11 protein-coding genes are annotated in these 12,418 nt (G+C 72.7%); 5 read left to right on the top strand and 6 right to left on the bottom strand.

All coding sequences use genetic code 11. The features are described 5' to 3' along the window. Positions 1 to 25: 25 nt before the first annotated feature. The 4 genes from IVW53_05075 to IVW53_05060 form a co-directional block, all read right to left on the bottom strand. Entirely contained in the window at positions 26 to 202 is a 177-nt protein-coding gene (locus IVW53_05075; protein ID MBF6604938.1) for a hypothetical protein, read from the bottom strand. A gap of 82 nt (positions 203 to 284) precedes the next feature. Further along, entirely contained in the window at positions 285 to 2,252 is a 1,968-nt protein-coding gene (locus tag IVW53_05070; GenBank protein ID MBF6604937.1) for a hypothetical protein, read from the bottom strand. Further along, on the bottom strand, positions 2,242 to 3,372 hold the full coding sequence (locus IVW53_05065) for an aminotransferase class I/II-fold pyridoxal phosphate-dependent enzyme (protein ID MBF6604936.1): 1,131 nt from the start codon (positions 3,370 to 3,372) through the stop codon (positions 2,242 to 2,244). Before IVW53_05065 ends, IVW53_05070 begins: the two co-directional genes overlap by 11 nt. A 6-nt stretch (positions 3,373 to 3,378) precedes the next feature. Beyond that, positions 3,379 to 4,191 (bottom strand): enoyl-CoA hydratase/isomerase family protein, encoded by an 813-nt coding sequence (locus IVW53_05060; GenBank protein ID MBF6604935.1) that lies wholly within the window; start codon positions 4,189 to 4,191, stop codon positions 3,379 to 3,381. 47 nt (positions 4,192 to 4,238) lie between these two features. On the opposite strand from IVW53_05060, the gene IVW53_05055 reads away from it, so the two are divergent. Further along, entirely contained in the window at positions 4,239 to 4,817 is a 579-nt protein-coding gene (locus IVW53_05055; GenBank protein ID MBF6604934.1) for a peroxiredoxin, read from the top strand. 47 nt (positions 4,818 to 4,864) lie between these two features. Here the strand turns inward: IVW53_05055 and IVW53_05050 are convergent, their stop codons facing one another. Both IVW53_05050 and IVW53_05045 read right to left on the bottom strand, forming a co-directional pair. Further along, on the bottom strand, positions 4,865 to 6,259 hold the full coding sequence (locus tag IVW53_05050) for a GNAT family N-acetyltransferase (protein ID MBF6604933.1): 1,395 nt from the start codon (positions 6,257 to 6,259) through the stop codon (positions 4,865 to 4,867). A 596-nt stretch (positions 6,260 to 6,855) separates the two neighbouring features. After that, entirely contained in the window at positions 6,856 to 8,469 is a 1,614-nt protein-coding gene (locus IVW53_05045; GenBank protein MBF6604932.1) for a methylcrotonoyl-CoA carboxylase, read from the bottom strand. Positions 8,470 to 8,611: 142 nt separating this feature from the next. Here IVW53_05045 and IVW53_05040 point away from each other — a divergent pair, with 142 nt between their 5' ends. From IVW53_05040 to IVW53_05025, 4 genes are all read left to right on the top strand, one after another. Beyond that, positions 8,612 to 9,322, top strand: coding sequence for a hypothetical protein (locus IVW53_05040; protein MBF6604931.1), 711 nt, complete (start codon positions 8,612 to 8,614; stop codon positions 9,320 to 9,322). 475 nt (positions 9,323 to 9,797) lie between these two features. Beyond that, entirely contained in the window at positions 9,798 to 10,685 is an 888-nt protein-coding gene (gene pdxS / locus IVW53_05035) for a pyridoxal 5'-phosphate synthase lyase subunit PdxS (GenBank protein MBF6604930.1), read from the top strand. A 28-nt stretch (positions 10,686 to 10,713) separates the two neighbouring features. Further along, positions 10,714 to 11,352 carry a pyridoxal 5'-phosphate synthase glutaminase subunit PdxT gene (gene pdxT, locus IVW53_05030; GenBank protein ID MBF6604929.1) on the top strand — a complete coding sequence of 213 codons (639 nt, stop codon included), beginning with the start codon at positions 10,714 to 10,716 and terminating at the stop codon, positions 11,350 to 11,352. A gap of 23 nt (positions 11,353 to 11,375) precedes the next feature. Continuing rightward, positions 11,376 to 12,398, top strand: a complete 1,023-nt coding sequence (locus IVW53_05025) for a hypothetical protein (GenBank protein MBF6604928.1) — start codon at positions 11,376 to 11,378, stop codon at positions 12,396 to 12,398. Positions 12,399 to 12,418 lie beyond the last annotated feature (20 nt).

The raw sequence follows: 12,418 nt of genomic DNA, 5'->3' as shown, positions 1-12,418 counted from the left end.
TCTGGCGTGCTGCGGGCCGCGTCCGTCAGACGCGCGGCGGCGTCATCGACCGCTCGAGCCGGGCGATCTCGACTTCGATCCGCGCGATCTCGCCGCAGGCGGCCTCGTACGCCTCGCTCCCGAGCGGCGCAGCGTCGCGGCGATGGCGGGCGGCCAGGTGCTCGACGAGCAGGGTCTCGCGGGTCTTCGGCTCAGTCGTCATCGGTCCGTCCTCCGTCCGTCCTCGGTCGCATCGCCAACGGTGCCGTCGACCGGTCCTGGCCCGGTGCGCCGCTGGCTTCGCGTCAGGGTAGCGCCGACGGCTCCATCGTCGCGAGGGCCGCGCCGCGGCTCACCTGATCCGCCACGACGACGAAGCACTCGACGAGCCGGCCGGAGACCGGGGCGACGACCACGTGCTCCATCTTCATCGCCTCGAGGACGACGATCGGATCCCCCGCCACGAGCTCGTCGCCGACCTCGGCGCGGAGGGCGATGACCCGGCCCGGCATGGGCGATATGACGCTCGCGACGCCCGACGGCCCGAACCGTGCACCGGGCGCGACGACCGCACGGCCGGCGTCCGGCGGCGGGGCGAGCCGGAACGCGACGCTTCGCCCGCCGACGTCGACGTGGACGACATCCTCGACCCGGATGGCGGACGGCTCGACCACTTCGCCCGCTCGCGCGCGCGGCGTCTCGAGGACGATCGTTCGCCACTTGCCGTCAGCCTCGCCCTCGGCCTCAACGCGCAGCGTCGGGGGAGCGTTGAGTCGCCAGGTTCGGCGGAACGGGTCGGTCGCGCCGGTGCGCGCCTCGGCGCGCGCCTCGGCGCGCGCCGAGGCGAGGCATCGGGCTGCGACGGACCAGGCCGCATCCGGGGTCGCCGCCCGATCCGGCCGATCCGCCGGCGGCCAGATCCGTTCCAGGCTGTCCGTGCGCGCCGCGGCGTCACGGACGATCGGCTCGCGGACGAGCCAGCGGAGGAATCGGAGGTTCGTCGTGAGGCCGAGCACCACGGTCCCGTCGAGCGCGGCCTCGAGGCGGCCGAGCGCGTCCGCCCGGTCCGTGCCGTGGGCGACGATCTTCGCCAGCAGGGGATCGAACTGCACCCCGACGACGGTCCCGAGCTTGATCCCGGCCTCCACCCGGATCCCGTCGCCGGCCGGCCAGCGGAGGGCCTCCACCCGCCCGTTCGCCGGCAGGAAGTCCGCCTCGGCATCCTCGGCGCAGAGGCGGACTTCGATGGCGTGACCGCGCGTGGCGCCCGTCGGCCGCGGGCGATCGAGCGCGAGGTCCGAGAGGGTCGCGCCGGCGGCGATCGCGAGCTGGTCCGCGACGAGGTCGCGGCCGGTGACCGCCTCGGTGACGGGATGCTCCACCTGAAGTCGGGTGTTCATCTCGAGGAAGTACCAGCCGCCCCGCTCCTCGACGAGGAACTCGCACGTCCCGATGTTCCGGTAGCCCGCGGCGGCGCCGAGGCGGATGGCGGCCTCCGCAAGTGCCCGGCGGGTGGCGCGCGGGAGTCCCGGTGCCGGTGCCTCCTCGAGGATCTTCTGATGGCGACGCTGGAGCGAGCAGTCACGTTCGCCGAGCGTGACCCCCTCTCCGGCCGCGTCGAAGAGGACCTGGACCTCCACGTGCCGGGCGTCGCCGACGAGGCGTTCGAGGATGAGTCGGTCGTCGCCGAAGGCGGCAAGCGCCGCGCGACGAGCCGCGCTGAACTCGGCGCCGAGGTCCGCGGCGCCGAGGTCGCGCACGACGCGCATCCCTTTCCCTCCGCCGCCTGCGGCCGGCTTGACGATGATCGGCGCACCGATGCGCTCGGCGGCCGCGGTGAGTGCCGGGTCCGTCTGGTCCGGACCGTCGTAGCCGGGAATGGTCGGGATCTCGAGGGACGCAGCGAGCTGCCGGGCGGCGGCCTTGTCGCCCATCGCGCGGATCGCCGCGGGCGGCGGACCCACCCAGCGGATGCCCGCCCGTTCAACGGCCGCGGCGAAGTCGGCCGACTCGGCGAGGAAGCCATAGCCCGGGTGGAGCGCATCCGCACCGCCGCCGCGAGCAGCGGCCACGACCGCGTCGCCGTCGAGGAAGTCGAGAGGCGCGTCGCCGGCCTGGTCCGGGAGGACGCACTCGATCCCGAGGCGGCTCGCCGTCCGCGAGATCCGAGCGGCGATCTCGCCGCGGTTCGCGATGAAGAGCCGCCGGACGGGCGCCGGAGCGGGCCGACTCGGCGGCGTGCGAGCCACGAAGGCGTCCGACTCAACCTCCACGGAGCGTCCGTTCGGCGAACCGATCGAGGCCGGCCAGCGCCGCCGGTAGGTCCTCGCGGCCGAGACCGAGCCGGAAGTGGTTGCCCCGATGACCGAAGGTCGAGCCCGGCAGGAGGAGGACCCCCTCGGCTTCGACGAGGTCCGCCGCGAATCGCTCGATGGAGACGTCCGCTCGCAACCGCGGGAACCCGATCGAGCCGCCACGCGGCCGGACCCAGGAGAACGCCGCGGCCCATCGCTCGAGGAATGCGTCCACGAGCGGCAGGTGCGCAGCGACGATCCCTCGCGATCGGGCCAGCACGACGTCGCGCGCCCGAAGCGCGATGAGGGCGAGGATCTCCGCCGGTGCCGACGAGCAGATCGTCGTGTAGTCCTTGAACGCGGCGCAACGGGCGAGGAGCTCCCGGTCCGTGCTCGCGAGCCAGCCGATCCGCAGCCCGGCGAGGGCGAACGACTTCGACATGACACCGATCGAGATCCCGAGGCCGGGCGCGGCATCCGCCCCCGCGGGGAGCCGGTCCGCCTCGTCGAACTCGAGGAACCGGTAGACCTCGTCGGCGACGAGGTGGATCCCGCGCTCGACACACGTAGCGCTCAGGGCACGCCACTCCTCGTGCGTCGGCAGCGAACCGGTGGGGTTGTGCGGGGCGTTCACGATGACGGCCCGGGTCTCCGGCCGGATGGCACCGAGGAGACGATCCACGCCGAGCGCCCAACCGTCGTCCTCGCGGAGCTCGTGGAGCGTGACATCCGCCCCCACCGCCCGCGCGACCTCGTGCAGGCTCTGGTAGCCCGGCCAGGCGACGATGGTGTGATCGCCCGGTCCGAGGAGGACGTTGGCGAGGCAGAAGATCGCCTCCTCGGCGCCGGCGAACACGAGCACGTCATCCGGGCGGACGGTCTCGTAGAGGGTCGCGATCTCCGCCCGCAGGGCCGGATGCCCGGTCGACTCCGTGTAGCCCAGCCGGAGGCCCTCCCACAACGCCCGGGCCTCGGGATCGGCGAGGGCGAGCAGGTCCGCCATCCGCCAGCCCTCGACGTCCGATGCGCAGAGGACGTATCGAACGGCGAACTCCCAGCGGGCGAAATACCGCTCGAGCTCGAAGTCGGCGATCCGCATCGCCGGTCAGTCCTCCGGTGCCCAGGCCGGGCGACGCTTCTCCGCGAACGCGCGGAAGCCCTCCGCCGCCTCCTCGGTCTGGCGCTGCTTCGCGATGATCCGGGCGGTGTGCCATTTCGACGATCCGTGCGGCAACCCGCGGACCTCGCGGACGATCGATTTCGCGGCGCGCGCCGCGGTGGGCCCGGCGGCGAGGATGTCGGCGACCGCCGCCTCGACCGACGCGTCGAGGGCAGCCTCCCCCTCCACGATCTCGTGGACGAGCCCAACGCGCATCGCCCGGACGGCGTCGAACCGGCGACCGGACGGGAAGAGCGCCCGGGCATGGCTCTCGCCGATCTTCGCGATGACGAACGGAGCGATGACCGCCGGGAGCATGCCGAGCCGCGTTTCGGTGAACCCGAAGCGCGTGCCGCTCTCGGCGATGACGAGATCGGCGACGGCACACAGGCCCATCCCGCCGCCGAGTGCGGCCCCGTGGACGCGAGCGATGACGGGCGCCGGGCAGGTGTCGATCGCGTCGAACATCTCGGCCATGGCCATCGCGTCCTGCTCGTTCGCCTCGCGATCGAGCGCCATGGCCGCCCGCATCCACGCGAGGTCCGCGCCGGCGCAGAAGCTCGGTCCCTCGCCCGCGAGGACGACGACGCGAAGACCGGCGGCGTTCTCGCGGTTCTCGCGCGCGAAGCCGGCGAAGGCCGTCCGAAGCTCGGCGATGACGGCGGCGTCGAAGGCGTTGTGGATCTCCGGCCGGGAGAACGTCACCCGGGCGACCGTCTCGTTCGGCCCGCTTCGCTCGATCCGCAGTCGGTCGCTCACCGGCGCATCGTACCCGGGCCGCTGCGGAGCGGAGTACGATCGCCTCGATGCGGACCGACGAGCTGCTCAACCTCCCGGAGGGACTTCCCGTCCCCGTCGACGACGGTGCGTGCGCTCACCTTCCGGGCACGCCGCTGCCGCCGATCGGACTGCCGGCGACCGACGGATCCGTGGTCCGGCTCGACGAGCCCACGGTGTCGCGGACCGTCGTCTTCGCCTATCCGCGGACCGGTCGTCCGAACGAGGATCCGCCGGGTGGGATGGAGTCCTGGAATGCGATCCCAGGGGCCCGCGGCTGCACCCCACAGGCATGCGCCTATCGCGACCGGTACGCGGAGATCGTGGGGCGGGGCGTCCGCGTCTTCGGCCTCTCCACGCAGGACACCGCCTACCAGCGGGAGGCGGTCAAGCGGCTCCATCTCCCGTATCCGATCCTCTCCGATGAGCGGCTCGAGCTCACCCGGGCGCTCGGCCTCCCGACCTTCGAGACGAGCGGGCTGACGCTCCACCGGCGCCACACGCTCATCATCCGCGACGGCCGCATCGAGCACGTCCTCTACCCGGTCTTCCCGTCCGACCGCGACGCGGAGCACGTCATCGCCTGGCTCGACGCCCACCCGGCCTGACTGGCGGCCCGGCGAGGCTTCCCGCGGGCTTCGATTCGAGTCCGCCGTCAGGCGTGCGGTCGAGCGGTGGGGTCGAATCGCCAGAGGTGTCGAGCCCAGACGGGCCGCAGGCCGGCCCGGACGAGGTTGCGTTCGGACGGCCCACCGGATGTCGCGGTCGCCATGAGCCGGTCACAGCCGATCTGCGCCGCGAGTCGCGTCCGGGCCGCGATGAGCGCGCGATGGACACCCCGACCGCGCGCCTCGGGGATGACCGCGGCGGCGGCGAGCAGGCCGACCTTCCGGCGCGCGAACAGCGCGGCTGCACCAACGACCCGACCGTCGCGCTCGGCGATGAACAGGTGCTCGCCGGTCGCCCGGGCGAGATGCGGAGCGAGATCGCGCCAGGCGGCGGCTTCCGGCTCGAGCAGGCCGAATCCGGCCACCATCGCGTCCGCCCACGATGCGGTCTCGTCGGGGCCGAGCTTGCGGACGGCGATGCCCGGGTCGAACGCCTGGGCCGTCGCTAGCTGGTCGGCGGCGGCCCGGTCGGCGGCGAACCGGTCGAGGCCGCCCCCATCGAGGCCGCCCCCATCGAGGCCATCGAGCGTCGCGTGGAGGATGGCCGAACCGCCGTCCGATGCGCCCGGCTCCGCACCGGGCCACGGAGCGGCGTCCGGCGCAGCCACGATCCAGCCGGGCGCTCCGGCGCGGCGGTAGACGTCGAGCAGGCGGTCCACGAGATTCGGGAGCTGACGATGGCCGAGCGCCCGATTGAACGCCGACGACGCGATCGCCGGACAGGCGGCCGCCGCGAGCTCGCCCTGGTCGAGGACGTGGACCGGCCGACCGGTCGCGGCGAGCGCTCCCCAGAGGGCGAGGTAGGCGTGCCGCTCGACGGCATCGAGGAGGTCGAGGAGGCGGTGCGTCCCGGCGAGCGTGCCGTCCGCCGGCGGGAGCACGACGATCCGGTCGCCGGTCCGGACGGTCCCCTCGACGAGGACGCGGGCGTACATCCGGCTGTCGGCCGGGTGGCGGAGGATGCTGATCCGACCGGACCGCCGGTCGTGGAACGCGTCGACGATCGTGTCGCACGGGTTGGCCGGCGCGCTCAGCTCGAGCAGGACCTCGTCGCCGACGGCGATCCGCAGGCCGGGCGGGAGGAGCGACCAGTCGATCCCCTCGGTCGTGAGGTTCTCGCCGACGGAGCCCGGTTCGATGGGGTTGCCCTCGCCGGCGACCCGCTCGATCGCCTCGATGCCGAACAGGCAGACGGCGCGATGCGGCCCGCCGTGGACAGTGTCCGCCCGATGGCGGTCGCCGACGAGGCCGAGCGGTCCGACCCGCGCCTCCGACACGGCCCGCTTCGGGACGCCGCCGGGCGAGATGTTCACCTGGATGACGCGGCCTTCAGTGACGGTCGCGGCGAATGGCGATTCGACCCTCGTGTGGGGGTGGCTCATGAAGCCGCAAGTGTACGGATGGGATCCCGGTTCGTGCGCTGGTGGCTCGAGGGCCGGGGCTCGAGCACGTGGCCAGATCGCGGCCACCCGCGGTTCGAGCACCTGGCCGCCCGAACACGTGGCCGCCCGAGCACGTGGCCAGATCGCGGCCACCCGCGGTTCGAGCACGTGGCCAGATCGCGGCCACCCGCGGTTCGAGCACGTGGCCAGATCGCGGCCACCCGCGGTTCGAGCACGTGGCCAGATCGCGGCCACCCGCGGTTCGAGCACGTGGCCAGATCGCGGCCACCCGCGGTTCGAGCACGTGGCCAGATCGCGGCCACCCGCGGTTCGAGCACGTGGCCAGATTCTCATCACCGGAGCGTTGGGTCGGGTCCGAGCCGCCGCTGCGGCCGAATCTGCGGCTCGACAGCGCCTTCAGGCTGTCGTCACGCTCGGACGGGGCGATCAATTTGCGCCGGGTCGCTGGCGGTCGAGCCCAAGGTTCGCTCCACGGGAATCTGGCCGGATGGTGGGTCCCGCCCGCCCGCGCCCCCGCCCCGCAGCGGCCGCGCCCGGCCGTGCCGCCCCGCGCCCGCCGGCCGCCCCAGCCACCGTCACATCCGGAAGACACCGAAGCGCGTCTCCGGGATCGGTGCGCAGAGGGATGCCTCGATGCCCATCGCGAGGACCTGTCGCGTGTCGTTCGGGTCGACGATCCCGTCGTCCCAGAGCCGCGCCGTCGCGAAATACGGCGAACCTTCGCGCTCGTAGGTCGCGAGGATCGGGGCCTCGAAGGCGTCGCGCTCCTCGTCGGTCGGCCAGTGCCCGCCAGGCAGCGAGGACTCGCGCACGGTCGCGAGGACGCGTGCCGCCTGGCGACCGCCCATGACGGAGATCCGGGCGTTCGGCCAGGACCAGAGGAATCGCGGGCCGTACGCGCGACCGGCCATCGCGTAGTTGCCCGCCCCGAAGCTCCCGCCGATGAGGATCGTGAACTTCGGGACTTCGGCGCAGGCGACCGCGGTGACCATCTTCGCGCCGTCCTTGGCGATGCCGCCCGCCTCGTACTCGCGCCCGACCATGAAGCCGCTGATGTTCTGGAGGAACACGAGCGGGATCCGCCGCTGGGCGGCGAGCTCGATGAAATGGGCGCCCTTGAGCGCCGACTCGCTGAACAGGATCCCGTCGTTCGCGATGATGCCGACCGGATAGCCCTCGAGGTGTCCGAATCCGCACACGAGCGTCTCGCCGTAGAGCGCCTTGAACTCGTGGAAGCGGCTGCCGTCGAGCAGTCGGGCGACGATCTCCCGGACGTCGATCGGGCGGCGCGGATCGGCGGGGATCGCCCCAAACAGGCCGCTCGTCACTGCCGGCGGCTCTGGCGGACGGCGCTCCCACGGCGGCTCTGGCCGACGGCGGGCGAGGCTCGCGACGATCGAGCGGCCGATCGCGAGGGCGTGTTCGTCGTCCACCGCGAGGTGATCCGCGACGCCGGATCGCCGGGCGTGGACGTCGCCGCCACCGAGCTCCTCCGCCGTGACCTCCTCACCCGTGGCGGCCTTCACGAGCGGCGGCCCACCGAGGAAGATCGTCCCGGTGCCCGCGACGATGACGGTCTCATCGCACATCGCCGGGACGTAGGCGCCGCCGGCCGTGCTGCTCCCCATGACGAGGGCGATCTGCGGGATGCCCGCGGCGGACATCCGGGCCTGGTTGTGGAAGATCCGACCGAAATGATCGCGGTCCGGGAAGACGTCCGCCTGGAGCGGCAGGAAGGCGCCGCCGCTGTCGACGAGGTAGACGCACGGCAGGCGATCCTCGGCCGCCACCTCCTGGGCGCGGAGGTGCTTCTTCACCGTGATCGGGTAGTACGTCCCGCCCTTCACGGTGGCGTCGTTGGCGACGACGACGCAGAGGGTGCCCTCGATCCGAGCGATGCCGGTGACGATCCCGGCGGCCGGCGCCTCTCCGTCGTACAGGCCGTCGGCGGCGAGGGGACTGAGTTCGAGGAACGCGCTCCCGGGGTCGATGAGACGGTCGATCCGCTCCCGGACGAGGAGCTTGCCCCGATCCCGATGGCGAGCGAGCGCGGCGTCGTCGCCGCCGGCACCCCGAGCGGCGACCGCGCCCTGCCGCGTGCGCAGATCCGCGACGAGGGACGTCATCGCCGCCTCGTTCGCTCGGACATCATCGCTCCCCGGATCGAGCCGGCTGCGCAGGATGGGCATGGCCGGATGATACGAGGCCGGATCGACCGCGGCGGTGACGAGTCGCGGCACGCCATCGGCGTCGCGGTACGCCACCGGCGTCGAGTAGCATCTTCCCGGCCTGCGACGCACGGTCCGGTGCGGCGCTGCCGATGGGGAGACGATGCCCGAGTCGCTCAGTCCCGCCGAGCGGATCCGCCGCGAGCTCGCCGATGCGTGGGGCGAGATGGGCGCGGCGTGGGGTGTCGCGCCGGCCATCGCCCGGGTCCACGGCTACCTGCTCTCCCGCCAGGCGCCGCTCACGGAGCGGGAGGTGCGTGAGGCCCTCGGGCTCAGTCATCGAGCGGCGAGCATGGCCCTCGCCGAATCGGAGGCATGGGGGCTGATCGAGCGGGTGCCGGAGCCACGACGGGTCGGACGGCGCGGGCCGGCCGGAGTCGCCTATTCGGCCATCGGCGATCACTGGCGCTGGTTCGGGGCGGTCGTCGCACAGCGGAAGCTTCGCGAGGGCGACCCGGCGGTCGCGGCACTTGAAGAGGCCACGGCTGAGGCGATCGCGGGCACGGCGGCGCGACCGGACGATGCGGAACTCGCCGCGCTCCGCGACTGGCTCGTTTCGTTCCAGGACTTCGTTCGCCTCTTCGACCGCGCGATCGGCATCATCCCGCAGCTCGACCCACGGGAGCTCGAGCGAGCGCTCCGACTCATTGGTCGCGTCCCGGACGACACCGCACTGCGGCTGGTCCGGCTCCTCGTCACGATCCCCGACGCGGACGTGGTGCCGCTCCTCGACGCGATGAGCCGCCTCTCGCCCACCGGCGCGCGTCGAGCGACGAAGCTCATCGCCGGCGTGGTGCGAACCGTCGGGCGCTAGGTCGGGTCGCTCGCCGCGACCCGACTCGCAGCGATGTCGTTCGCGGCAGTCCGCCCGGTCCTTCTCGAGCCGGATGCTCGCGCGCGCTTCGTTCGCTGAGCGTCGTTCGCTGGGCGTCGCATGGGCGTCGCATTCGGCCAGATGCACGGCCTCTGAACGTTGGGACCATCGGGAGGGCGGGGATCGACGCGGCAGCGAAGCGATCACGCTCGTCCCGTGCGTGGGTCACGAGAACGTGACCCTGTAGTCGCTCGCCGGGGCCGCCTCGAGGACCTCGCGACCGACCTTACGCTCGCACGGCGTGAAGCTGGCCGTTTCGGCCGATCCGTGACCCGTCGTGACCCGCATCGGGCCTCGAGCACGCCCGTGCCATAATCCGGTACGCGCGCGGCGACCCGACCGACTCGAACGGGCGAGGACCCCGGGGCCAGCACGGCAGGCAGCGGGCGCGCGGGAGACCGGAGTACACCCCAGCATGACCGTCGAAACGTCCACCTGGGCCACGAAGACGGGCCTCGCCCAGATGCTCAAGGGCGGCGTCATCATGGACGTCGTCACGCCCGACCAGGCGAAGATCGCGGAAGAGGCAGGCGCCGTCGCCGTCATGGCGCTCGAGCGCGTGCCAGCGGACATCCGCGCCGCCGGCGGTGTCGCCCGGATGAGCGACCCGACGATGATCGAGGCGATCATGGCCGCGGTGTCCATCCCGGTCATGGCCAAGGCACGGATCGGACACTTCGTCGAGGCCCAGATCCTCGAGGCGCTCGGCGTCGACTACATCGACGAGTCGGAGGTCCTCACCCCCGCCGACGAGAGCAACCACATCGACAAGCACGCCTTCAAGGTCCCGTTCGTCTGCGGGGCGCGCGACCTCGGCGAGGCGCTCCGCCGGATCAGCGAGGGCGCGGCGATGATGCGGACCAAGGGCGAGGCCGGGACCGGCAACATCGTCGAGGCGGTCCGCCACATCCGGACCGTGAACGCCGACATCCGGCGGCTCCAGAACCTGCGGGAAGACGAGCTGTTCGTCGCCGCGAAGGAGCTCCAGGCGCCGCTCGAGGTCGTCCGACAGGTCGCCCGCGACGGCAAGCTCCCCGTCGTGAACTTCGTCGCCGGGGGGATCGCCACCCCGGCCGACGCGGCGCTCGCCATGCAGCTCGGGGCGGAGGGCGTGTTCGTCGGCTCGGGCATCTTCAAGAGCGAGGATCCGGCCCGCATGGCGAACGCGATCGTCCACGCGACGACGAACTTCGACGATCCGAAGATCCTCGCCGAGGTGAGCAAGGGCCTCGGGGCCCCGATGCGGGGCATCTCGCTCGAGACGATCCCGGAGCAGGAGCGGCTCGCCGTCCGCGGCTGGTAGCCCGATCACGGCGCCGGGAGCGCGACCCATGAAGATCGGAGTCCTGGCCGTCCAGGGTGCCTTCATCGAGCATGTCCGGACCTTCCGCTCGATCGGCGTCGAGCCCGTGGAGGTCCGTCAGCCCGACGACCTCGACGGCCTGAGCGGGCTCGTCCTGCCGGGCGGCGAGAGCACGGCGATGCGCCGACTCATCGAGCGCTGGGATCTTCGCGCGCCGATCCTTCGGCTCGCGGAGAGCGGCGCACCGTTGTTCGGCACGTGCGCCGGAATGATCCTCCTCGCCCGGGAGATCGACGGCGCCGACCCGCCCGTCCTGTCGCTCCTCGACGTCACCGTGACCCGCAACGCGTTCGGTCGCCAGCTGGACTCGTTCGAGACGGACCTCGACGTCCCGGTCCTCGGCGATCAGCCCGTCCACGGCATCTTCATCCGGGCTCCGGTCATCGTCCGGACCGGGCCGGCGGTGGACATCCTCGCCATCCTTCCGGACGGTCGCATCGTCGCGGTGCGCGAACGGAACGTCATCGCCACGGCGTTCCATCCGGAGCTCGCCGGCGAGACGCGCTTCCACCGTCTTGTCGCCACCATGGCCGCCGAGCATGACGATCCGGGCGAGGGGAGTGGCCGGCGCCACCATCCGACACGCCGCACGGCCACCTTCCGATGAGCGCTCGATCGGGCCGCATCAGGATGGCTCGACTGACCGACCTGTCCGCTCTGGGCGAACTGTCGCGGCTGTGCCAGGGGGACGGCGCGCTCACGCGCTCGCTCGGGCTGCCGGTGAGCGGTCCCCCGATCGGGATGTTCAACCTCTTCCGACTGCCACTCGGTGCGTTCAGCCCCCACGACCTCCTCTACGTCTACGAGGACGACGGACGCCTGTCCGGGCTCCTCCGCGTGGAGCGGGAGAGCCGGCGCGACGACTGGACCATCGTCGAGCTCGACGCGATCGGCCAGGCGGAGGCGGGCGACATCCGGTTCCGCCTCGTCCAGCACCTCCTCCGCGACGGCGCGAAGCGCGGGGCGGTGCGGTTCCACGTCGCGTGCGCCGACGCGGACGGCAACGTCGAGCTGTTCATGCAGGCGGGCTTCGCCCGCTTCGGCGACGAGATCGTCCTCTCGCGTCCGGCCGATGCCGGCCTCCCGAAGCCGTGGACGGACGAGGAGGCGGCGGGATGCGGGATCCGGCCGGCCGGGCCGCTCGACGCCCTGCCCCTCGCCCGCCTCTACGCGGCGGCGACCCCGCAGCCCGTGCAGCGACTCGAGGCGGTGCGGCTCGTCGACTGGGAACGCCAGGGGACGGCCTGGCGGGTGCCGCGGAGCTCGCTCGCGCCGATCCTCCGCTTCGCCGACGTCGAGGCGTATGTCCAGGCCACGCCCGGCGGCGGAGGGGACGGGACCCAGCTCGACGCGTTCCTCCAGGTCGGCGTGGCCAAGGAGGATCAGCCGCACTACCTCAAGGTCCTCGCCCGGCCCGGTGCGGACACGGCGCCCCTCGTCCGGTTCGGGCTCGGGGTCATCGCTGCGCGGACCGCGCGCGACGGCAGTCACGGCCACGATCACGGGATCCTCGCCCCCGTCCGGACGTACGAACACCCGGTCGACCGGGTCCTCGAGGCGGACGGTTTCGCTGCGGTCTCCCAGGTGACGCTCCTGATGAAGGAGACCCTCGTCCGGGTGGCCGAGCCCACGCTCGTCCCGGCCGTCGGATGACCCGATCACACCCCGACACC

This window comes from Chloroflexota bacterium (assembly GCA_015478725.1).
GTDB lineage: Bacteria > Chloroflexota > Limnocylindria > Limnocylindrales > CSP1-4 > C-114.
Note: the sequence above shows the minus strand (reverse complement) of the source record. Positions and strands in the feature narration are given on the sequence as shown.